The 22,543-nt window shown below is 67.6% G+C and carries 20 protein-coding genes, 1 tRNA gene and 2 pseudogenes; 16 read left to right on the plus strand and 7 right to left on the minus strand.

The genetic code is table 11. The features are described from left to right. Positions 1–65: 65 nt before the first annotated feature. A tRNA-Lys gene (locus QP090_RS12235) sits at positions 66–141 on the plus strand. Between the two features lie 502 nt (positions 142–643). Here QP090_RS12235 and QP090_RS12240 read toward each other — a convergent pair. Continuing rightward, positions 644–871: a hypothetical protein gene (locus QP090_RS12240; RefSeq protein ID WP_285938876.1), complete on the minus strand. Its 228-nt coding sequence runs from the start codon at positions 869–871 to the stop codon at positions 644–646. A 1,012-nt stretch (positions 872–1,883) separates the two neighbouring features. On the opposite strand from QP090_RS12240, the gene QP090_RS12245 reads away from it, so the two are divergent. The 3 genes from QP090_RS12245 (at position 1,884) to QP090_RS12255 (ending at position 4,327) form a co-directional block, all read left to right on the plus strand. Beyond that, entirely contained in the window at positions 1,884–2,297 is a 414-nt protein-coding gene (locus tag QP090_RS12245; RefSeq protein ID WP_285938877.1) for a hypothetical protein, read from the plus strand. Between the two features lie 108 nt (positions 2,298–2,405). Next, on the plus strand, positions 2,406–3,560 hold the full coding sequence (locus QP090_RS12250; RefSeq protein WP_285938878.1) for an MGDG synthase family glycosyltransferase: 1,155 nt from the start codon (positions 2,406–2,408) through the stop codon (positions 3,558–3,560). Continuing rightward, entirely contained in the window at positions 3,557–4,327 is a 771-nt protein-coding gene (locus QP090_RS12255) for a polysaccharide deacetylase family protein (protein ID WP_285938879.1), read from the plus strand. The genes QP090_RS12250 and QP090_RS12255 overlap by 4 nt, the downstream gene beginning before the upstream one ends. Before the next feature lie 95 nt (positions 4,328–4,422). On the opposite strand, the gene QP090_RS12260 is transcribed toward QP090_RS12255, so the two are convergent. Further along, a complete protein-coding gene (locus QP090_RS12260) occupies positions 4,423–4,602 on the minus strand; it encodes a hypothetical protein (RefSeq protein ID WP_285938880.1) in 180 nt (59 codons plus the stop codon). A gap of 1,177 nt (positions 4,603–5,779) precedes the next feature. Between QP090_RS12260 and QP090_RS12265 the strand changes: the two genes are divergently transcribed. The 7 genes and pseudogenes from QP090_RS12265 to QP090_RS37525 all read left to right on the plus strand — a co-directional run. After that, positions 5,780–5,917, plus strand: a complete 138-nt coding sequence (locus tag QP090_RS12265) for a hypothetical protein (protein ID WP_285938881.1) — start codon at positions 5,780–5,782, stop codon at positions 5,915–5,917. A 158-nt stretch (positions 5,918–6,075) separates the two neighbouring features. Beyond that, positions 6,076–6,513 (plus strand): glutamate ligase domain-containing protein, encoded by a 438-nt coding sequence (locus QP090_RS37640; protein WP_285938882.1) that lies wholly within the window; start codon positions 6,076–6,078, stop codon positions 6,511–6,513. A gap of 164 nt (positions 6,514–6,677) precedes the next feature. Next, complete coding sequence (locus QP090_RS12275) at positions 6,678–7,727, plus strand: D-isomer specific 2-hydroxyacid dehydrogenase family protein (protein WP_285938883.1); 1,050 nt, start codon at positions 6,678–6,680, stop codon at positions 7,725–7,727. Continuing rightward, a complete protein-coding gene (gene vanO / locus QP090_RS12280; protein WP_285938884.1) occupies positions 7,724–8,764 on the plus strand; it encodes a D-alanine--(R)-lactate ligase VanO in 1,041 nt (346 codons plus the stop codon). Before QP090_RS12275 ends, vanO begins: the two co-directional genes overlap by 4 nt. After that, on the plus strand, positions 8,761–9,369 hold the full coding sequence (gene vanX, locus QP090_RS12285; RefSeq protein WP_285938885.1) for a D-Ala-D-Ala dipeptidase VanX: 609 nt from the start codon (positions 8,761–8,763) through the stop codon (positions 9,367–9,369). The genes vanO and vanX overlap by 4 nt, the downstream gene beginning before the upstream one ends. A gap of 34 nt (positions 9,370–9,403) precedes the next feature. Beyond that, on the plus strand, positions 9,404–10,012 hold the full coding sequence (locus QP090_RS12290) for a peptidase (RefSeq protein WP_285938886.1): 609 nt from the start codon (positions 9,404–9,406) through the stop codon (positions 10,010–10,012). A 483-nt stretch (positions 10,013–10,495) separates the two neighbouring features. After that, positions 10,496–10,720, plus strand: a pseudogene (locus QP090_RS37525) (glycosyltransferase); the annotation flags it as partial. A 135-nt stretch (positions 10,721–10,855) separates the two neighbouring features. Here QP090_RS37525 and QP090_RS12295 read toward each other — a convergent pair. From QP090_RS12295 to QP090_RS12305, 3 genes are all read right to left on the minus strand, one after another. Further along, complete coding sequence (locus QP090_RS12295; RefSeq protein WP_285938887.1) at positions 10,856–11,938, minus strand: sensor histidine kinase; 1,083 nt, start codon at positions 11,936–11,938, stop codon at positions 10,856–10,858. Positions 11,939–11,948: 10 nt separating this feature from the next. Further along, complete coding sequence (locus QP090_RS12300) at positions 11,949–12,644, minus strand: response regulator transcription factor (protein ID WP_285938888.1); 696 nt, start codon at positions 12,642–12,644, stop codon at positions 11,949–11,951. 773 nt (positions 12,645–13,417) lie between these two features. Beyond that, a complete protein-coding gene (locus QP090_RS12305) occupies positions 13,418–14,713 on the minus strand; it encodes an aspartyl protease family protein (protein WP_285938889.1) in 1,296 nt (431 codons plus the stop codon). An 819-nt stretch (positions 14,714–15,532) separates the two neighbouring features. Here QP090_RS12305 and QP090_RS12310 point away from each other — a divergent pair. Continuing rightward, positions 15,533–15,703, plus strand: a complete 171-nt coding sequence (locus QP090_RS12310) for a hypothetical protein (RefSeq protein WP_285938890.1) — start codon at positions 15,533–15,535, stop codon at positions 15,701–15,703. A gap of 97 nt (positions 15,704–15,800) precedes the next feature. Further along, the gene (locus tag QP090_RS12315; protein WP_285938891.1) at positions 15,801–16,298 is read left to right on the plus strand and encodes a hypothetical protein; all 498 of its coding nucleotides are present in this window, start codon (positions 15,801–15,803) and stop codon (positions 16,296–16,298) included. 37 nt (positions 16,299–16,335) lie between these two features. Here QP090_RS12315 and QP090_RS12320 read toward each other — a convergent pair. Next, positions 16,336–17,107, minus strand: a pseudogene (locus QP090_RS12320) (transposase family protein). A gap of 709 nt (positions 17,108–17,816) precedes the next feature. On the opposite strand from QP090_RS12320, the gene QP090_RS12325 reads away from it, so the two are divergent. Continuing rightward, positions 17,817–19,442 carry a serine/threonine-protein kinase gene (locus QP090_RS12325; protein ID WP_285938892.1) on the plus strand — a complete coding sequence of 542 codons (1,626 nt, stop codon included), beginning with the start codon at positions 17,817–17,819 and terminating at the stop codon, positions 19,440–19,442. Between the two features lie 107 nt (positions 19,443–19,549). On the opposite strand, the gene QP090_RS12330 is transcribed toward QP090_RS12325, so the two are convergent. Further along, complete coding sequence (locus tag QP090_RS12330; RefSeq protein ID WP_285938893.1) at positions 19,550–19,801, minus strand: hypothetical protein; 252 nt, start codon at positions 19,799–19,801, stop codon at positions 19,550–19,552. A 371-nt stretch (positions 19,802–20,172) separates the two neighbouring features. Here QP090_RS12330 and QP090_RS12340 point away from each other — a divergent pair, with 371 nt between their 5' ends. Both QP090_RS12340 and QP090_RS12345 read left to right on the plus strand, forming a co-directional pair. Further along, positions 20,173–20,907 carry a class I SAM-dependent methyltransferase gene (locus QP090_RS12340; RefSeq protein WP_285938894.1) on the plus strand — a complete coding sequence of 245 codons (735 nt, stop codon included), beginning with the start codon at positions 20,173–20,175 and terminating at the stop codon, positions 20,905–20,907. A gap of 909 nt (positions 20,908–21,816) precedes the next feature. Then, a complete protein-coding gene (locus QP090_RS12345; protein ID WP_285938895.1) occupies positions 21,817–22,485 on the plus strand; it encodes a hypothetical protein in 669 nt (222 codons plus the stop codon). Positions 22,486–22,543 lie beyond the last annotated feature (58 nt).

Genomic DNA, 22,543 nt, shown 5'->3' on the forward strand with positions numbered 1-22,543 from the left:
GCCGACGTCCTCACCCGCGGTCCCGGAGATCCACCGGCCCCAGGACCCCGAACAGGACCCGGCGAGGGTCGCTAGCTCAATTGGCAGAGCTCCGGACTTTTAATCCGTAGGTTGTGGGTTCGAGTCCCACGCGACCCACCACCTATGACCAGGACAAACGCGAAAACGTCCCACTTTGCCCACTGCCCGCAATGCCCCGCTTTGTTCCCCTGTTAGCTCCATGTTGGCTCGGCGGCTCGATCCGGGCCTCCAGCGCCCCCGACCGACCCTCGTCCCCACGCTTCCCAGCCCCCCTCAACTCCAGCCATCCCACCCACAGGACCGGCATCCGCACCCGACCGCAGCAACCACCTGCGGACTCCATCCGAAGGCATGCCTACTAACGACACATGCCGCTCGTGCGCTCCAGCCACCCCGCAACCTCACCGCAGACCGCTTGGCCCGCAAGGTGTCACGTGATGACGGTGCCCACAACCACCGGACAACCGGGCCGACGCACAAGGCCAGCAACGAACCCGGGGCCTATAGGCCGTCGGAGGATCGCCGCGGCGTCCTTGACGCGGCCGAGGTCGATGCGGTGCCAGGCCAGACCGCCGCTGTCAACGGGCTCTTGCCGTTCGAGGAGAGCGACGGCCTCCTCCGTTCAGCCGGCGTCGGCCAGCAGCTCGGCGATGGCCCAGGCCGTGTACCAGGTGCCCCCCTCGGGATGTGCCATCGACAGCTCGATCGCCTCTTCAGGACGGCCGCACGCGACCATCAACGGCAGCCGCATCCGAAAGAACTCCCATACCTCTTTGCCGCGGCGCTCTTTGAGGGTGTCGAGGTAGGCCAGACCGTCCTCGGGATGGCCTCGGTCGGCTAGCAGGTGCACAGCGTGCCGACGAGCCAGTCCTCTGCGCCGTCGGCGCGTCCGTGAGCGAGCGCGACACCTCCGTCGCCTCCTCGCCCCGCTCGTGCCGCATCGATAGCTCTGCGAGATGCACCCGCCCCCGCGGTAATCCCGGACCGGCGTATCACCTGGCTGCCGGTCCCCCCGCGATCGCCTTCTTCACATCACCGCGTTCCTCCAGCAACTCTGCGAGACATTACGCGGCGCCGCCAATGGACTCGGTCGCCGCGTACGCACGCAGTTCCTCGATCCGGTCGTGCTGGGCCAGCTGGTCCCGCTTGACCGAAGTGATGCAGTTGGCCAAGCAGGGGGCGGGCGCCATCGACGCTCCAGGCATATCGAGGACTGATCCGCTACCACCTGATCGCCCAACTCGGACACGTACGGGTGCAGGCTTTCACTGCTGACCAAGGCGGTTCGACTCGACAGCGTGGCCCTGCGGACGTCCACAGGTCGGCGGGCGGCTCGGGCATGACCAGTCCGGCCATCCATGGACGAAGCGCAAGTTCCTTACCAGCGTCCGAGACACTCCGGGTTGAAGCTCGGCCGCTTCAGACCGCGAACGTGCATCACCAGTTGATGCACTCTCTTTGCCGAGTGATGCACCGTCGCTCGACCCGTCGGACTCGATCTTGATCACTCGATGCCGCGCCCTCGTTCCGCCTCTACGGCTGCGCAGCCGCGCTGCTCGTGGTCATCTGCGCGTGCGGTATGGCCGACCGCAAGGCGGCAGTCGATCAGAGCGCGCCCCCAGCGATCCGGCCGACAACACTGAGCTTCTTCCAGCGTGACATGGTCTCGCGGAGTTGCAGAGTGTGGATGGCCTTGGCGATGCGACCGCGATAGGGGCAGGCGGCGTTCCTGGAGCAGGCGGGATGGCCAATGGTGAACCTAGTGCCACCCGAAGTCGGATGGCAGCGTTACTGTTCTTCGCTCCCGGAACGACGACGCTGATCCCGTGCCCGATGAGGCGGGCACGGAAGGAGATCACCCCATGGCCACCAGCGCGGCGCCCGTCGAGCAGTGCCTGACCGGCACCCCGTGGGCGATTCGGCTCGGCCAGGCCGCTACGGAGCGGCCCGCGCTGGAGATGTACGAGGCAGAGACACTGGTCGACGTCGTCGTGCGGTCATCGGTGGCGCCGGAGATGCTGCGGGGCGCCCGGCGCGGCGTCTCCTGCGGACGCCCGTGCGCCATCGCCTGGGGCCGGCTGCCGGCCGATTCGACCCTCCCGGTGGTGCTGTTCACCGGCGGCCGATGGGCCCGCCGGAAGCAGCGCGCCGAAGTGATCGCGGTCGGCGGCTTCTGCTGGCTGGCCATCGCGTACGGGCGGTTCACCACCGTCGGCGTCGAGCACCGCGGCACCTCGTGCGGACGCCTGCGCATCCGGCGCGGCCGCCGGTCGTGACGGTCGCCGCCGACGCGGAACGCGCGGCGGCGAGCGATCCCTTCCCTGATCCCCCGTCCGGCCGGCGACGGCCGAGTTCCATCGCGTCGAGATAGAAGGCACCAGGTCGTGAACCCCTCCTTGATCCACCCCGGCACGAGACGGCACGTCACGATCGTGTCGGCGAGCGCCGGCGCCGGGCACGACGGCGCAGCGAGCGAGCTGGCCCGCCGGCTCGGCGAAGCCGGATTCACCGTCGACCGCCACGACTTTCTCGACCTCCTCCCAGCCTCGCTCGGCCGCCTCCTGCGGCAGACGTACGCGCTGCAACTACGGGCCGCCCCGGAGAGCTGGGAGCGGTTGTTCACCGCGCTGGACCGGCGCCGGAAACTCGCGGCGGCGGTACGTGCCCTGAGCGGGCTGGCCGCCCGTCGCCTCGCCCGTACGGCGGCGGGCTCCGACATCGTCGTGTCGACCTACCCCCTCGCAAGCCAGGCGTTGGGCCAGCTGCGGCGGCGCGGCGCGCTCCGAGTCCCGGTCGTCACCTACCTCACCGACATGTCCGTGCACCCCCTGTGGATCGCCGAAAGGGCCGACGCCCACCTGGCGCTGCACCCGACGGCGGCGGCGCAGGCGCTGCGGCTCGGCGCGGCCGACGTCCGGGTGTGCGCGCCCGCCGTACGACCCGGGTTTCGGCCCGCCTCGTCCGTCCTCGAACGGCAGCTGGCACGGCTGCACTTCGGCCTGCCGGCCGACGACCGCCTGGCCCTGGTGGTCGCGGGGGCGTGGGGATCCGGGGACGTGGCGGCCACCGTACGGGACGTGGCCGCGTCCCGGCTGGTCACGCCGGTCGTCGTGTGCGGGCGCAATACCGCGCTGCGGGAGGCGCTCGCCCGCTCCGGCGTCGGCGTCACGCTCGGCTGGGTCGAGGACATGCCGGCGTTGATGCGCGCCTGTGACCTCGTGGTTCAGAACGCCGGCGGCCTCAGCTCCCTCGAGGCGCTGGCGTCCGGCCTGCCCGTCATCAGCTACCGCTGCCTTCCGGGACACGGCAGGACCAACGCCGCCGCTTTGGAGGAGGCCGGGTGGGCACCGTGGGCACGCAGACCCGACGAGCTGCCCGAGGCGTTGTTCGCGGCGCTGACGGCACCCCACGCCATGGGGTCCACCGGAGCCGCCGACCCGGCGGCGATCGTCGCCGCCCTGGCGACCGGACGAGACTCCGCGGCCACCGGCCGGCCCGCGCCCATGGAGCTTTCCGAGATGGTGGAGGCGTCCCGATGAGCGCCACGCGTCTCGCCGTGATGGCGGCAGGTGTCCTCGCCACCGCGCATGCCGCGCCGGCTATCACGTCGATCGGGCCGCTGCGCCGGCAGCTGTTCCCCGGGCTGGCCGGCATCGGCGAGCCCGGCCATGTGGCGCTCACGTTCGACGACGGTCCGGACCCGCGCTCGACGCCGGCGTTCCTGGCCGCCTTGCGGGAGTACGAGGTGAAGGCCACCTTCTTCCTGCTCGGCCGAATGCTCAAGGCCGCCCCGGACCTGGGCCGGGAACTCGCCGAGTCCGGACACGAGATCGCCGTCCACGGATGGGAGCACCGCTGCATGCTGCTGCGTGCGCCCGCCGCGACGTACGACGACCTGGCCCGGGCGATGGAGTCGATCGTCCAGGTCACCGGGACGGTGCCGCGATGGTACCGGCCCCCCTACGGTGTGCTGAGCTCCTCGGCCTTGCGGGCGGCCCGCCGCCTGGGCCTCACGCCGGTGCTCTGGACGAACTGGGGCCGGGACTGGACGCGTGCGGCGACCCCCGCCTCCATCCTCGCGACCCTCACGCGCGACCTCGGCGGTGGAGGAACCGTGCTCCTCCACGACTCCGACTGCACATCGGCACCCGGCTCATGGAGGAACACGCTCGACGCGCTGCCGCCGCTCTTGGAGGGGATACGCGACCGCGGCCTGTCGGTCGGTCCCCTACGCGACCACGGGCAGAACGCGCCGCGGCAAGGCCCTCGGCCTGCCCCCGCCCGCCGCAGGCCCAGGACGGGGTGACCGTTGAGCTTCTCACGGAGCGGCTTCCAACGCCGGCGTGAGGAGCGCCGGTCGTCAGAAGGCCTCACGATGACGCGGTCGTAGAGCCCGACATGTCATTTGCTCGGCTGGGGAACCTTGCAGTTGGCGGTGGGGTTGAGACCGATGTAGTTGAGCGGACCGGAGGCCAAGGTGATTCCGATCGTGGCGATTCTGGCGCAGCTGCCGTCAAATTGGGTGTAGTAGTGGCGCTGTCCCGCGGCGAGCCCTCCTATGATCAGCCAGCCGACGAGCATCCACCGTCCGGACCTCATCGCTACCTCCGGTGACCGCTTCGCCGACTCTGGGGTACGACAGTAACGACAAGATCGTCCATAGTTAAGCAAGTCGGGCCGGTTGTGTCATGTCACCAACGTCTCGCGCGGCCGCTGTGTTCTCGACGAGGCTCTGCCCACCAGAAAGTCTCCCGACGATCCGACCGTGCACAACCCCTCGAATCCCCCGACCAGCAGCAGCGTGCGGCCGCCGACGGGCTCGGAACCCGCGCCCGGCTACCCGGTTCTCCATGCACGACGGCACCGCCGGCGAGATCCACTCCTACGACCTCGGCGAACCGCTGCGCCCGGACCGGTGCTCCCGCAGAAACGTCGTCCAGCGCCCAGCCCATTCCGCCGGCCGACCACGCCGCCGGAGCGGTCATCGGCGCCACCCCGGCGATGAACTGGCCCGCCGCACGCACCGCAGGCCAATCCCCCAGGGCAACTACCGCTGCCTCCTCCTTCCACACCGACCGGCCTCTGGCGGCACGCCGAGCGCCGCTGACGGGCCCGGCCGATGCCCGCGCCGTCCACAGGGCATCCACCATCGACGGTGAAGGCTACGCTTGCGGAGGATCACATTCGCGCAGGTCAATCGGCATGCTCATGGTCCGTGACCAGGTCGCCGGCTTGCACCGGCCGAGAACCCATCCGTGTGGGTCAGCAAGCAAGTCCACCGACGAGGCGGACCACAAGATCGTCAACGATCCATGTCGGCTCGTTGTCGGCTCATTGTCGGCTCGGCGGTTCCGAAACGGATCGGCACGCGACGGCATTGGTCGGCCCGAAAATTGGGCTCGATGCGGACAGGCTGACACAGAATGGCACCCAGAGCACCGCGCTGATATGGCGTTGTCGGACTTTTAATCCGTAGGTTGTGGGTTCGAGTCCCACGCGACCCACCCATCTTGACCAGGGCAAACGCGAGAACACCCCGATTTACCCCCTGCCCGCAATGCCCCGCTTCGTTCCCCTGTCAGCTCGATGTCGGCTCGGCGGCCCGTTGCCCACGCCAGCACCGATACCTGGTGCCGCCAGTTCAACCGCGAACTTCGGAGGCATCATGACCGCCCCAGATCACCGCTGACCACAGCATCCGCCCGGCCATCGCAATGCGAGCGGGCAATGCGCTGTCCACCGCGGAGCGGGCGTTCGGATGGCGATCCGACGCGGCGCCCTACTCAGGCTGGTGGTGCTCCGCGCCTCCGTCGAAGGATGCGGAGCCGACGAGGAGTACCTCGCGGCCTGGGAACAGGCCTGGCGACGCATCCGCTTCGGCGACGAACGAGGCTAACACCCGAACACCGCCACGCCCACCACGTGAGTGAACCGTGCACACCAGCCCCGGCACTCCGGCCGGGAATCCGGGCCCCCTCCTCGCGTGGAGGGTCAGATCCGGTCGGTCCCGGGTGCCACTGCACAGGGTCGGCATGCCTGCTGTCCCCTTCACCCATGCTTCCGCCTCCTGCGCCGGCCACTTTCCACCGGACGGCGCCTCCCCCGCCCCCCACCGCCAACCCGCCAGCACAGCGAGCCTGCCTGCGCCCCGCCGGCCTTCAAGCACACGAACTCGCCGGCCTGGACACACTGGCAGCGATCGAGAGCGGACGCCGCATCGCCGTCCTCGGCGAGATGCTCGAACTCGGCGACGACAGCAAGGCCGAACGCCGCGCAATCGGAGAGCACGCCGCCCCCCGCGCAGACGCAGTGATCGCGGTCGGCGATGCCGCGCAGTCAATCGCCGACGGTGCGGGCGAGCGAGCCGTGTCGCTGAACGACGACAAGGCGGCCGCCGATTGGCTGCGCGGCCACCTCGCCGCCGGCGACGTGGTGCTCGTCAAAGCCTCTCGCGCGGCGCGCCTCGACGAGATCGCCGCTGCGCTCACGTAACTCGGCAACGCACGCCGTTCAACGTACCGCGCGAGCGCTGACAACCTGTTGTTGGTCCGTCCGCGCGCAGGCGCGCTTCCGACCGCCATTGCTTGGACGGCATATCGTCCGCATATCGAAAACCTCATACGTCCTGGCAACACCGCGCTGTCTTGACTTGAGGCATGGTCCACAGCGAACTGGGTTTGATCTACAGCGAACTGATCGCAGGCCGCCGCGACCGAACGATAGCCGACCTGTCCCCCTCGGCCGTTCCAACCACGGTGCTCACGGTCTTCGGGTGCGGGCAAGACGAAGCCGCCTTGTTCCAGGAGCTGGGGGCACGCCTCGGAGTGTCGCCGACCATCACCGAGGCAGCCCTCTGTGAAACCAACGCTGAACTGGCACGGGGTAACCGATGCATCAGCGTGAGCCATAAAACTCAGATCACCAACTCCACGCTGCTGACGCTCAGAAAAGCCGGTGTGGAATATATCTCCACCAGAAGCATCGGCTACAACCACATCGACCTGAAATACGCCGAACGCGTCGGCATCTCCGTGGGTAATGTCGCTTACTCACCCGACAGCGTGGCCGACTACACGCTGATGTTGATACTGATGGCGGTGCGCCAGGCGAAATCCACCATCCGTCGCGCCGACTCACATGATTACCGACTGAGTGAGACCCGTGGCAGGGAACTGCGTGATCTGACTGTCGGCGTGGTCGGAACGGGGCGCATCGGCACAGCGGTCATCGACCGGCTGCGAGGCTTCGGCTGCCGCGTGCTGTCCCACGACAGGCGGTCTCGCGCCTCCGCCGACCACGTAGCGCTGGACGAACTGATCGAGCAGAGCGACATCGTCACGCTCCACACCCCGCTCACCGCGGATACACACCATCTTCTCGATCGCCATCGCATCGAGCGGATGAAGCCCGGTGCGTACATCGTCAACACAGGTCGCGGACCGCTGCTCGATACCGAGGCCCTCCTGTCCGTACTGGAGAGCGGCAGGTTGGGCGGCGCGGCGCTGGATGTCCTCGAAGGCGAGGAAGGAATCTTCTACGCCGACTGCCGAAACAGGAATATCGAGAATGAGGCCCTGGTGCGGCTACAGCGCCTGCCGAATGTGCTGATCAGTCCGCACTCCGCCTATGACACGGACCATGCCTTGATAGACATCGTCGAGAACAGTCTCATCAACTGCCTGAGCTTCGAGAGTGGGAAATCATGAGCAGATTGAAGGTCGGAGTCATCTTCGGAGGCGCTTCCGAAGAACATCCCGTCTCCATCAAGTCGGCGCAAGAGGTCGCGAGGAACCTCGACACCGAGAAGTACGAGCCGTTCTGGATCGGCATCACGACCGGCGGCGACTGGAAGCTCTGCGACGGCCCCGACACGGATTGGGAGAATCGCAGCGCCCGGCCGGTCACGCTGTCACCCGACCGAAGCGTGCACGGCCTGCTGGTCATGGAGCAGGAGGGCTATGAAACGATGCGCCTCGACCTCGTCTTCCCGATGCTTCACGGCAAGCTCGGCGAAGACGGCGCGATCCAGGGCCTGTTGGAGCTCTCCGGCATCCCCTACGTCGGCTGCGACATCCAGAGTTCCGCCGTATGCATGGACAAGTCCCTGGCCTACACCGTCGCCAAGAGCGCGGGAATCGCCACGCCGAACTTCTGGGTTGTCACAGAGAACGAGAAAGTCGACCCCGACCGTCTTCCCTATCCCGTCTTCGTGAAGCCGGCGCGATCGGGCTCCTCGTTCGGCGTCAGCAAAGTCACCCGAGAAGACGAGTTGCCGAGCGCGCTGAGCGCGGCGCGACAGTACGACTCGAAGGTCCTGATTGAGGAGGCCGTGGCGGGCAGCGAGATCGGCTGCGCGGTCCTCGGGGAACTGTTCGGCCTGATCACGGGCGAGGTGGACCGCGTCGATCTCTCGCACGGATTCTTCAGGATCCACCAGGAGGACTCACCCGAGACCGGATCGGACAACTCGGCCTTCGTCGTTCCCGCCGACATCTCCGACGAATCGCGACGGCTCGTCCAAGAGACCGCCAAGACCATCTACCGCACCCTGGGCTGCAAGGGACTTGCCCGCGTCGACATGTTCCTCACCGCCGACGGCCGGGTGGTCCTCAACGAGGTCAACACCATGCCCGGCATGACGTCCTACAGCCGGTACCCGCGGATGATGGCCGCCGCAGGGTTGCCGCTCTCCGACGTGATCGACCGGCTCGTTGCGAGGGCACTGCACGGGAAGAAGCGATGAACGACGACTTCGTGTACGTCGACGACTGGGTGCCAGGCGTCCGCTGGGATGCCAAGTACGCCACTTGGGACAACTTCACCGGCAAACCCGTAGACGGCTACTTCGCGAATCGCATCGTCGGCACTCGGGCTTTGTGCGCGGCCCTTGAGCAGGCACGCGAGAAGGCAGCCTCCCTCGGCTTCGGGCTGCTTCTCTGGGACGGGTATCGCCCCCAACGCGCCGTCGACTGCTTCCTACGCTGGTCAGAACAACCAGAGGATGGCCGGACCAAACTGCGACACTACCCGAACATCGACCGACCCCAAATGCTCGAGAACGGGTATGTGGCTGCCCAGTCGGGCCACAGCAGGGGCAGCGCCATCGACCTGACGCTCTATCACCATGCCACCGGTGAACTTGCTCCTATGGGCGGCAGCCACGACCTGATGGACCCGATCTCACGTCATCGAGCCCGAGGAATAACGCCCATCGAGAACCAGAACCGCGAGCATCTTCGTTCCATCATGGAGGACTGCGGGTTTGATCGGTACGACTGCGAGTGGTGGCACTACACACTGAAGCACGAAACTCATCCCAATGTGTACTTCGACTTTCCCATCACATGATCGGAGTCTCCATTGCATCTCGCAGTGGGGACGTTTGGAACGCAACGACGAGGTCGTCATGCGGCGCACCGACATATCGGGACTGGAGGTCTTCTTGGGCGGCACCGATCCATCGCGACTGCACGACTGGGCCTCCGACGGATACCGCTCGGGCGAGGAGTACCTGTTCTGGTCCCGCAAGGTCTGCGGCCTGGCGTGCCTACAGTCGCTGCTCCATGGCTGGACCGACGTCCGTCTGCCGATGGGCGAACTTCTCGAGCTGGCCCTTGACTGGGGCTGCTACGTGGTGGAGCCCTCCAGTTCGGTGCGAGGACTTATTTACCGGCCGTTCATGGCCTGGGTCGGTTCACAGTTCGGATTCAGCTGCCAACTGATCGAGCACACGCCGATCCACATTTCCGCTCAAGAGGTGCGACCTGGGCAGGTCTTGATCGCTTCGGTATCGCCTGAGATTCGCGACCCCAACACCTACGAGCCGCAACGAGGAGGCCATCTCGTGCTGGTCTATGCGGTCGAGGACGGGGTGGTGCAGTTCCACAACCCGTCGGGCTATTCCCACAACTCAGACTCTGCATCGCTACCCATGCATGTATTCGAGCGGTTTCATGCGAACCGAGGAATCTTGATCAGAGGGACATCGTGATGCCAGGCGAACCGGCCGTGCGTCGTTGTCGCGGGCGGCCATTCGGCCGGGCACATCGAGCCCACGATGAACTTCGCCGACGCGCTGTGCCGGCTGGAGCCCGGGGCCGAGATCACCGCCCTCGGCACCGGCCGTGGCCTGGACACCACGCTCATCCCAGCCCGCGGCTACCGGCTCGGACTCATCCCGCCGGTGCCCGCTGCCACGCAAGCTGAACCGGGACCTGCTGCAGACGCCGGGCAGGCTGCGCAACTCGGTACGGGCGGCCGGGGCGGTGCTCGACTGCGTGCGGGCCGAGATCGTGGTGGGCTTCGGCGGCTACATGGCCATGCCCGCCTATCTCGCCGCCCGCCGGCGGGGCCACGGCCGACGACATCGGGCTCGACCGGCCTGCGCTGCGCGACGCCGCCCGGCAGCGGTTCGGCCTGCGACCCGACGGGCCGGTACTGATGGGTCACCGGCGGTTCACCGGGCGCCCGGTCGATCAACGCCGCGGTATCCGGCACGGCCGCAGCGTTACGGGCGACCGGCGTGCAGGTGCTGCACATCACCGGGACGCAGCACGTGGTCGAGGTACCGGACGGCGACCCCGCCGACCCGCCCTATGTGATCGTCCCCTATATCGACGAGATGGAGTACGCCTACGCCGCGGCCGACTTCGTTACCTGCCGCTCGGGGGCGATGACGTGCGCCGAGCCAGCCGCTGTCGGCTTGCCGGCCGTGTACGTCCCGCTGCCGCTGCGCGGCGGTGAGCAACGGCTGAACGCCGATTGCAGCGATGTCGGCACACGCGTCGGCGGCCGGCGCACCGGATGCGGATGTCGTCCTGGCCCCGGCACGTGCTCATGGCGATCGCCGAGCGGCGGGCAGTTGCACCGCGACGCGGAGCCCGCCGGCAGCCCGAGGGCTGAGGGTGAGGGTTCCGTCGTGTGCCTGGACAATGCTCTTGACGATCGCCAGGCCGAGCCCGACACCTGCGTGGTCGGTGCGTAGGCGTTCGGTACCGCGCTGGAACGGTTCGGTGAGTGTCGAGGCCAACTGCGAACTGAGCTTGTCGCCGGTGTTCTCGACCGTGAGCATGACGGACTCGGGGCCGATGGCGGTGCTCACCTGCACGGTGCCGCTCTCGGGGAGGTTGTGGACGATGCCGTTGTGCAGGAGGTTCGTGGTCATCTGCAGCAAGAGTGCGTGCGAGCCGACAGTGGGCGCGATGTCCCCGGAGGTCTCGATGGTGACACCGCGCTTCTCCGCGAAGGGCAGGAGTGTCTCGGTGGCCTCTTCCGCGATGAGGGACAAATCGACGTGCTCTCCGGTGTTGGATCGCTGGCCAGCGCGGCTGAGCAGCAGCAACGCCTCGGTGAGGTCGATCGCTCGGGCGTTAACGGCGCGAAGGCGATCGTCGAGCTCCCCGCTGTCACGGTTCGGATCGTTGCGGGCGACATCGAGAAGGGTCTGCGTGATCGCCAGTGGAGTACGCAACTCGTGGGATGCGTTGGCCGCGAACCGTTGCTGCTCGGCGACGTGCACTTCCAGCCGCGCGAGCATGGCATCGAAGCTGTCGGCAAGCTCGCGGAACTCGTCCTTCGGTCCTTCCAACTCTATCCGGTACGAGAGCGACCCCTTTGCAGCCCTGCGTGTGGCGTCGGTGATGCGGGACAGGGGGGCGAGCACGCGGCCGGCGAGAATCCACCCGCCCACGAGGCCGAACACCAGCAGGAACCCCAGCACCAGGACTGCCGCCGGGACGAAGACGACTGGGCCGAAGCTGTGTGGGTCGAAGACACGTCGGAAGTCGGACAGATCGGGAACAACTAGGGTGTTCGGCGTTCCTCGCATGAGGAACACCCACGCGGCGACGAGCAGCAAGGTGCCCGCGATCATGAGGAACCCGACATAGCTGAGGGTGAGCTTGATGCGGACGCTCAACCCTTGACGCCTATCCACGCTCCGCTCCCCGGTCGTCGGCGTCCGGTCCTGTGTCGATGCGGTAGCCGACACCGGGCACCGTAGCGATCAGCCACGGTTCGCCGAGACGCTTGCGCAGTGCCGAGACGGTGATGCGCACGGCGTTGGTGAACGGGTCGGCGTTCTCGTCCCACGCCCGCTCCAGCAGCTCCTCGGCGCTGACGACACCGCCCTCGGCAGCCACGAGGACCTCGAGCACGGCGAACTGCTTCCGGGTCAGCGCGACGTAGCGGCCGTCGCGGTAGACCTCGCGGCGGAACGGGTCCAGACGCAGGTCAGCGATCTCTCGCACGGGTGGTCTGTTGTGCGCCCGCCTGCGGTCGAGTGCCCGGAGCCTGAGTACGAGTTCTTTGAGTTCGAACGGCTTCGTGAGGTAGTCGTCGGCGCCGAGCTCGAACCCGGAGGCCTTGTCGTCGAGCCGATCTGCGGCAGTGAGCATGAGGATCGGCATGCCGTTACCGGAGGCGACGATGCGTTCGGCGATCTCGTCACCGGAGGGCCCAGGGATGTCGCGGTCGAGGACGGCGATGTCGTAGGCGTTGATGCCCAGCAGCTCCAGAGCGGTGTCGCCGTCACCGGCGATATCGGCCGCGATCGCCTCCAGGCGCAGCCCATCGCGAATGGCCTCTGCCATGTACGGCTCATCCTCGACAACCAACACACGCATGCTCTCCATGCTACGAGCCGCCGCATATCGTCGGCGTATCGGAAACCCCATACGGGCTGACAACACCGCCCTGCCTTGGCCTCGGGTGTATCGCTGAGCGGCCAGACCTCTACAACGCCGTGGGCGACCGCGCATGGCGTCCTGAAGGCCAGGTCCACGGCCTCCTCCAGGCTCGCGGCTTCGATCACTGCGAAGCCGGTCATGGAAGGGAAGAGCGCATGAACGGTCCCTCCGCGGTCTCTGTCCCTGCCGCGTCGTGGCTGCGAACTTGCACCGTCGTGCCCGCCACTCCCATCCGCGCGCCGTTGCGGCATCCGGCTGCGGTGAGCGCGTCGAGCTGCCTGCCGCCCGGTCGGCAGGACCGACACAAGCAGGTGCCCGCTGGCTTCGCTCGGGCTGTGTGCGGCGTGGGCCATCGGGCGCCTCCCGGCTGGGTGCGAAGGCGAGGTTTGGTGAAGCAGGCACACGTCGGCGTGAACCCGGGCGGCCGGAGGCATGGCGCGGGATCGGGTGTCGCGAAGTTACGCGAGGCTGCTGGGGCCGGCCTGGACGAGCAGCGTGCCGTCTTCGACCGGGACCCTGAGCGCGATGACGTGCTGGCTGTAGCGGAACCCCGTCACGCGAGCGTCCCTGCTCGGTACCCGTTCTCGCCCTACTCATGTCAGTTAAGGAACTTTATCCCCTTGTGTCTCATCTGAGCCTGACACAGAGGGCGCGACCGTACGGGCCGGCAGCTCCAGGTAGCTCCCCGGACGCCCGTGCGGTCGCGGCGATCAGGCGGCCTTGCCGCGGGCGATGTAGACGTTCATGTCGGTGAAGTCGAGGGTGATGTTGTAGGGCTTGTAGAAGGAGTGGAAGAAGCCGCCCAGCGAGTCGAACCCGTATTCGTCAGCCTGCATTTGTGGGGCCGAGTTGCAGTAGACCTCCCTGGCGACGGCGTTGCCGAGGCGGATCTCCGTCGGGTAGCAGGGGTAGACGACCGTTGGGTGGCTGTGGCCAAAAGTTTCGAGCGGGCGGTCGTAGTCGGTGCGGATCCGCAACTGCTTGGACACCTCCCCCTTCATGACCGCGACGCACTCGCTGACTCCGCCGATGTTCACGCCCATCACCCGTGGGCCGGAGCCGGCGATGCTGCCCGTGCTGTGCACATACTGCTCACGGGCCAGCCACAGCGGCAGCGGCTTTGCGCCCGCCCGGATGGCGTCGGCGCGTACCTTCCTGGCCACCTCGGGGGTCCGGCGGCGCAGGATCAGCGACCGGCCCGCGTAGTCGAAGGTGGTCAGCAAGTGGTAGAAGACCCACGTGCCGATGAGACCGTCGCTGGGCCCCACGGGCGAAGCCTGGTCCGTCTCCGTCCAGCCCACGGGGATGTTGCGCAGTTCGATGCCGCCCAGCTTGAAGGAATCCAGCACCCCGAAGTACATCCATGCGGTGCCGCCCAAGTAGTCGATCTTTTGCTGGGCCACGGGGCTCAGTCCGGCTTCCTTGGCTACTTCTGCGGACATGTCCAGCCACGGGGCGCCGGTGTAGAACGAGAAGCGCTTCGGTGGTCCGCCGTTGACCGAGGCCTCTATCAGCGGTGACGGGTCCATCTGCTTCCATGGCACCCGCGCGATGTCGCCGTGGATCTGATACGGCTTGCCGCGGACCGCCGCGAACCATTTAGCCTGGGCTTCCTTGCCGGCCGCTTGCCAGCGTGGCGCGGCGAGGGAGAGCTTGTCCTGCCGGGTATAGCAGTCGGCCAGGAACCGGTTGGTCTGCTTGTCGTCGGGCGCCAGTTTGAGGGCCGTCGTGAGGTATTTCTCAGCGTCGGGGAACTTGTTGCCCAGTAGCCCGACGTAACCGCGCTGGCGGGCCGCGTGCAGGTTCGTGGGGTCTTTTTTCAGGATCTCCTCATAGGCGCGGCCGGCCTGCTCGAACTTCCCGGCCTTGAACAGCACATCCGCGTCACTGCTGCCGGCCTGCGCCGAAGCCGCCTCGCCCAGCAGCGGCGCAGACGCGGCGGCACCGGCCACCACGGCGGCACCCCGCAGCAGCGAACGCCGGTCCCATTCTCCGTCATTAGCCACGGTCTTCTCCCTATCGTGATCACCTTCCGAAGCCGAGGCACCATGCCCTCGGCACGGACCGCTGCGGTCCCTGCCTCCACTGAAGCCCGCAGAGTGTTGCGGTGGCGTATGCGATTTTCGATACGCCTGCGATACACCCAACCCCCGACATCCCCGACATCAAGGAACCGGAGCAAGCTGGCAGCGACAAGGTCCCGCCCCCCGGTGGCGTCGAAGAACTTCGAATACCCGATCCGTGGGCTTGCCGAAAACCCCATCCCTGCAGGCCAGACGGGAACCGCCGGGCAGGAAGTCACAAGATCTCCAGCGGCCCGGGTCGGCTCGGTGGTTCCGAAACGGATCGGCGCGCGGCGACACAGGGCAGCATGGAAATCGGGCTCGATGCGGACAGGGCGGCAGAGAATGGCACCGAGAGCGCCGCACTAACACGACAGTTTCGGACTTCTAATCCGTAGGTTGTGGGTTCGAGTCCCACGCGACCCACCCTGCCTGACCAGGGCAAACGCGAGATTGCCCCGGCATGGCCCCCGCCCGCAATGCCCCGCTTCGTTCCCCTGTCTGCTCGATGTCGGCTCGGCGGCCCGATCCGGGCCTCCAATGGCCCCCCGACCGACCCTCGAACCCATGCCTCCCCACCCCCTCAATCCGGTCATCCCACCCAGAAGATCGGCTGGGCGCGGGCCCGGACCGCGAGCCCCGAGGCGTTGTTCGCGCTGGAGCTGAAGTGCTTTCAGAAGATGGCGCGGTTCTGCGGGCTGGAGGAGATCGCGGAGGTGATCGTCGACCACGTGCGGCGGTGTCTGGAGCTGGGTGGGAAGGTTGAGCCTGATCACGGGGCGGGGGCGGACGGCCAAGGCGCATCGCGAGCAGGTGCGGGCGCGGCAGGGCGTGAAGTACGACCAGCGTCGGGCGCGTGCGCTGGCGGCCGGTGCGATCCGCGAGGAGTGGGTGACGGTGATGTCGTCCATCGGGATGCCCAGGTCGGCGTAGATGCGGGTGTGCTACCTAGGTACGCATATCAGGACTCGAACGCCGGCCAACGAGGATCTTGGTGGAAGATGGATGCGTGATCGGTGACCGGTGGGGTGTGAGCGACAGCGAGATCGTGCGTTCCTACCCGTGCGACGACTTCGTCACCGCGCCCGCGCTGCAGGCATGGCGGGGCGTGCACGTCGAGGCGCCAGCCGAAGCGGTGTGGCCGTGGGTCGCACAAGTGAGGCTTGCGCCATACTCGTACGACTGGATCGACAACCTTGGCCGCCGCTCACCTCGCGAGTTGGCAGGCCTTCCCGAGCCTCAAGTCGGAGAAAGATTCACTGCCGCCGGCGGGCGTGAGCTGGGCCGGATCGTCTCGGTTGCCCCAGGGAAACAGCTGACGGGCACCATCCTGGGCGCCTTCATGTCCTACGTCCTCGTGCCCCAGGATCATGACACCACGCGCCTGCTGCTCAAGGTCGTCATGCGAACCAGCCGCTGGGCGGCCCTCGGGCTGTCCGTGGGCGATTTGATCATGGCTCGACGGCAGTTGCTGAACTGGAAGAAACTCGCCGAGCGCCACCACCATCAGGGCACAACCCCGGATTAGCGCACCTGACTCGGTCATTGCAGACAGTGAGCCTTTTTCAACGTGTGTTGAGCTCGCGGTTCTGGAGGACGTGTATGGCCTTGGCCAGGTGACCGGCTCGGTGTGGGCAGCAACGTAGCTTGGTCAGGATCTTCCAGCTTTTGAGCTGGGCGATTGCTCGTTCACCTGGTCCGCGGAGGCGGGCGTGGGAGCGGTTGGCGTCCTTGCAGGACTCGGCCTTGTTCTTGCCCTTGTAGGGCGTCTTGACGTGCGGACCGGCACCGACGTAGCCCTTGTCGCCCAGCACCGGCATCTCCGAGGCCGCCAGCGCGCGGATCAGACCCCAGATCCGGGCGGCCTTGAGGTCGTGGACGGAGCCGGGCAGCGGCCCCGACACCCACACGATGGTCCCGTTCAGGGTGGCGATGACCTGCAGGTTCATACCGTTGCTTCTTGTGTTTGCCCGAGTAGAAGGGCCGGTCGACCTTCACCCGGTCGATCGGGATGAGCGTGCCGTCCACGACCAGGTAGAGCCGGCCGTCCTTCTTGGCCTTGGTCAATGCCCGGCTGAGTTTGGGGGATCGGGTCGACAGCAGCGTCACCGTCTCGTTGACGTAGCGCCAGGCGGTGGTGGTTCCGACGCCGAACCCGGCGCCGAGCTGCGCGAACGTCTCCCCGTTCTTCAGGTACGCCAGGGTCATCAGCGCCTGCATGCCCGCCGGCAGTGCCCGGCCCTTGCTTCGGGTCTGCTTGCGGTGGCGGCCGACCACACCGGTGACGTACTGCAGGGTCTGACGCGACAACGGCAGCGAAGAACGGTAGAAAAGCATGTGAAACCTCTGGTGGGGACGGAGGGTTGTGAGAGATCACCCGCCCTACCAGGGGTTCTTCACGTTCCAGGGCCTGCCACGCCGCCCGCGACCATGCTGTGATCACCCACACAGACGCTGGTGAAAAAGGTTCAGTCGGGGGATGGCTAACGAGTGGTTATGGCGTTTGGTGGCCGTCGCGGGAGTGCGGTGTCACCCCGGTAGGTGGTGACGATGACACCGTCCGGGGAGTGGACGCCCCGCTCGTCGGGCAAGCCGTCGTAGAGCGCCGCCATCTTCTCTCGCAGCAGGTGCATTTCCTCGTCGACTCGGATGACGTCGTCAAGAGTGAGCCGACAGATCCGGGGTGGTAGCCCGCCGGGTGCGGGTCTCCCTGGCAGGGCAAGCGGCTCGGAATTATCCACGACTCGTCCTGGACAATTGAGGGCCCACGATCGGGGAGGCCGAGAAGCTCGCGGAGGTCACCGAGGGCCGATCATCTCGCCATCCGAGAGCGCATCAGCCCTGCATTATGACGGCATGACCGCCGCCAACTTCGAATAAGCTCCGACGAAGATATTTAATTCTGACACTGTGATTTTTATCACACTACTTCTTCGCATCCTTGGGAGTCCCGCATCGCGGGGGTGACATGGTAGGAATTGTAGATCTTGCAGTATCTCGATCATGCGAGGTATTGCTTGGCCAGCTGCCAGGGGGACAGTGGGATATGGAACCGCTGCAACGCTCTGACCCTCCGACGGTCGGCCGGTACCGGCTGCTCGGACGGCTCGGCGCCGGCGGAATGGGCCACGTCTACCTCGGGCGATCTCCCGGTGGGCGGCCCGTGGCAGTCAAGCTCATCAACACCTCGTTCGCCTCCGAGTCTGCCTTCCGCATCCGGTTCCGGCGAGAGGCTGAGGCGGCGCGGCGGGTCGGCGGGTTCCACACCGCGCAGGTGGTGGACGCCGACCCGGACGCGGACCCGCCGTGGATCGTCACCGCCTACATTCCGGGCCCGTCGCTGCGGGACGCGGTGCAGGAGCAAGGGCCGTTGCCGCCCGCCAGCGTGCTGGCCCTGGGCGGTGGGCTCGCCGAGGGGTTGTCGGCGGTACACGCGTGCGGACTGGTGCATCGCGACCTCAAACCAGCCAATGTCATCGTCGCCGCCGACGGGCCGCGCATCATCGACTTCGGGATCGTGCGCGCGGTCGACGCGTCCACGGTGACGACTTCGGGCGCGATGGTCGGGACGCCCGCGTACATGTCGCCTGAGCAGGCGCGTGGGGACGATGTGCTCGGTCCCGCCAGTGATGTGTTCTCCTTCGGAGCCGTCCTGGCGTTCGCGGCGACCGGGCGCAGCCCTTTCGCCGCGGGTTCGATCGCGGTGGCCGTCTACCGGATCCTGCACCAAGATCCTGATCTGACCGGGGTGCCGCACTCGCTGCGGGCCCTGGTGGCCCAATGCCTGGCCAAGGCACCGGAGGAACGTCCCAGTGTGGCGGAACTGATCGAACGCCTGGCTCCGGAGACCGGCAACGAGCACTGGCTGCCCTCGGGCATCGCCGCGATGGTCACCGAACACTCGGCGTCGATACCCGACGCTGTATCCCTGCCAGAGGCCCTCGCGACATCACCCGATCCCGCCCCGGCTCCCGACATCCGGCGGGACGTCCACCAGCCCGACAACTCGCCATCGGCCGTCCCCGCCCTACCGCCCTCGACCTTGCCGGTGGGCCCCGGCAGCGGTGGGCGCGCCAGACGCCACTGGGTGTGGCCGGTGGCGGCCTTCGCCGCAGGGGCACTGATCACGGTGGCTGGGGTGGTCGTGGTGAACAGGCTGACCGGGCCGGATTCGCAGGTGCCACAGGCCGGTCCCGCGGCCACCGCCACAAAACCGACGAGTTCCGTCCCCGCAGGGTACTCGCTACGGAAGGTGTCCGAGGTTCAACTGGCCGTGCCGTCCAACCACACGAGGCGACAGAGCACTGCACGCTGCACCGCCTTCGACAAGCCCCCCGGACCACTGGAAGAACACATCAGCGTCTGCGAGGGCGAAGGCGACATGGTGCCCAAGGAGGCCGCCGCACGCGCCGATTTCTGGAAGAGATATTTTGAGACTAAGCAACCGCTGATCCCGATCACCGTCACTGATGTGACGGTGAACAGCCGACCTGCCACGCAACTCACGGTCTTCCTCAAAGATGACCAGGACCGGGTCATCCGCCAGCAGGAGATGTACTACAGCAGCCCCGAAAAGCTATGGAAGATCGTCGCCGTTACCGAGATGGAGAAACTATCCACGAAGGCCGACAATTCCATCTTCCGAATCGCGATCGAGACATTCCGGGCCTGAGCAACACCCAGAGTTGATGCGTCTGGGCCAGCCCGGAAATTCCGGACAGCTCTGTTTGCGGTTACTCCACGCAGTGAACTGTAGTTCAGTAGTTCCCGATGCTCGGCTTACACCCGGTTCGAGGTCTTGTACCCAAGCCCGCCGGCTAGCCCCGAGTCGGCCAGTGCTGGCGCGGCCTCGATGCGGGGCGGGTCGGCGACCAGCGCGGTGTACAGCCGAGTTCCGGCGGCGCGCAGGCGGTACTGGAGCATCTCCCGCTCGTGCTGGTCGGCGCGTTCGGTGTCGCCCGGCCGGCGGATCAGAATGGTGCCGTGCTGCTTGTCGTTCGGCCCGTCCGCCCGGCCGGAGTCCGCAGCCATGCCGCTGCCTCCTGCGAAATCATCGTGGCGGCCAGCTTCTCCTGCTCAGCGGCTCGTTTGCGCGCCCGATAAGCCCGCATCCCGCACGCCGCCGAGCAGTACTTACGCCGCGGCGACGACTCCCTCGGCAGCCCCGCGCCGCACACCACGCACTTCCGGGCCGGGCCCATGCCGTGAAGCTTCCCCTGGCAGCACGCGAGCGCCAGGTCCATGCACGTGCTCAGCCCGGCGCCCGTCCACACGTCGCCGTCGCGGATGAAGACCGGGTCGGCGTCACCACGGTGTCCGGGTACTCGGCGGCGAGCTGGTCGGCGGTGGACCAGTGCGTCGTAGCCAGCCCCCGAGCGGCCGGTTCGTGGCAGAGTGGCGGAATGTCTGGCGCGCGGTACGGGATGGATGCGCCCTACGGATTCGGCTTCGTGGGCCTGGTCGTGCTGGGGTTCTGGGTGACCGGGCTGGTGATGGCGGTCACCGCCGATCTGGCCGCCGCGCTGCCCGCGCTGGTCTCCGGCACCCTGCTGGCGGGATGCCTGGCCCTGAGCCTGCACGCCACGCTGCGCGGCAAGTTCCTGGTCTGGCGGGACGTGCTGGACGAGCTGGACCTGCGTGGCGACGAACGGCTGCTCGACCTCGGCTGCGGACGCGGCGCCGTCCTGTTGGCCGCCGCCCGGCACCTCCCGCAGGGCCGGGCGGTCGGCGTGGACCTGTGGCGCGGACGGGACCAGTCCGGCAACACCCCGGCGGCGACCCTGCGCAACGCCCGCGCCGAAGGCGTCGCCGACCGCGTCCACGTGCAAGGGGGTGACCTGCGCAGACTCCCGTACGCGGAGGCAAGCTTCGACCTGGTCGTGTCCAGCCTGACGGTGCACACCATCTTCGGCGCGGACGCCCGCGCCCAAGCGATCACCGAGGCGTACCGGGTGCTGCGGCCGGGCGGCCGCCTGCTGATCGCCGACCTGGCGCGGACCCCCCGCGAGTACGCTGCGGTGCTGGCCCGGCTGAACGCCCAGGACATCCGCGTGCGCGGCCTCGGCTGGCGCGCGTGGTGGGGCAGTCCGTGGGTCCCGACCCGCCTGCTCACCGCCCGCAAACCAGCCACCCCCTGAACACCTACCAGCGCGATCCAGGCCCGATGGTCACCTGGCGTCCGACGAGCACCCTCGATTACGGTGAGTAGCCAGACGTGTGTGTTCCACGGCTTCCGGGAGGTCATCCTCCGTCTCACGGCGGTCATGTTCGCTCGTTGTTCGCTCGGCAGCCCCGATACGGGCTGGCACCGCCCGGCACGGCCCGGCACGCAAATCGGCCTCGACATGGACGGAACGGCACGGTCTATCCCCAGGCAGCACCCTCCGGCATGGCATTTCTGGACTTTTAGTCCGTAGGTTGTGGGTTCGAGTCCCACGCGACCCACCCCCCTGACCAGGACAAACAAAGAATGTGCCCGCTTCGCCCCCAGTCGGGTATGCCCACTTCGTCCCCGTGTTGGCTCGATGTTGGCTCGGCGGCTCACGGTGGGTTCAAGACCGGCCGAGCACTCGCCCTCGCAACCCATGGTCCGATCACGTCGAGGCGGCCATCGACACCCACGTCCATGCCACTCTCCCCGCCGCGGCGTCCGCCCGCCTGGAACAGCCGGACCGCTTGCCGCAGCGATTCGTGAGGGGCGGCAGTCGTCGGCCCTCACGCGGGATGGTGGTCGCCGACGAACGTCCGCAACGCGGTAACGCGGCTGCCGTCGAGGCAGGCAGCCGCTCCCACCAGGGCAAGGCGGTAAACCATCCTGTGGCCGCCCGGCCTTCCTGGAGGTGTTCGGCGACTCCACAAAGGGGCTGTGGCCCTCGGCCGCTTCGGGGCGCGGCGTGACCGCGAACGTATGTGTACTACGGTTTGTAGTAGACAGGGGTCGTGAAGGCGGGAGACGTCGTGAGGACGGGTGTCCCGCTGCGGACAAGGGATCATCGGATGCGCCATCTCGTGCTCGATGCCGGTCGGCGTCCGCGCGGGCTCGCGCGATGACGGACGCGATGACCGGCGTGGGGCGCGCGGACCCAGGAATGCGGTCACTGCGAGCGGCGGTGTTCTCGACCGTATGCGTGGCTTTGTCGGCGCTGGCGCACGGCGCCACGTCCGGAGCCGGGCTGCCGTGGTGGTCCCTGGCCGGCGGGTGGCTTCTGCTGCTCGGCATGGCCATGCCGGCGGCCGGCCGGGAGCGTTCGAGGCCGGCGATCACCGCGATGCTGCTCTGCGGGCAGATGTTCTTGCATGCGGTGTTCTCGTTCGGGCAGTGCGGGACCTCTGTCGAAGCGTCGGCCGCTCCGCCCGAGGGGACCCTGTCCGCTCATGCCTCGGCCGGGCACTCCCTTCTCGCGGGCCTGATGCCCGGTCCGGCCATGTTCTTCGCGCACCTGGCCTGTGCCTTCGTTCTCGGGTGGGTCGTGCATCGTGGCGAGCGCACGGTGTGGCGGCTGGTGCGGGTGTCGATGCGGACGGCGGGCGTGGTCACGGCGCCGCTGGCCGCGTTGCTCGCGGCCGTGTTCGCGCCGACTGGCCGCGCTGTGCCGGCCGATCCCCGCTTCCGCGTGTTCGACCGTTCGAGAACCGATCCTCCGAAGAGCGAGACCGTCCTTCTGGACCACGCGGTGATCCGGCGTGGCCCACCAGCCGTGGGCCGCGTGAGCTGACGGATCCGGTACGGCGTGGCCGTACCGGTCCTTCCCAACGCGCGCTCCAACCTGCGGC

Origin of the sequence: Actinomadura xylanilytica (assembly GCF_030283145.1) — a bacterium.
Taxonomy (GTDB): Bacteria; Actinomycetota; Actinomycetes; order Streptosporangiales; family Streptosporangiaceae; genus Spirillospora; species Spirillospora xylanilytica.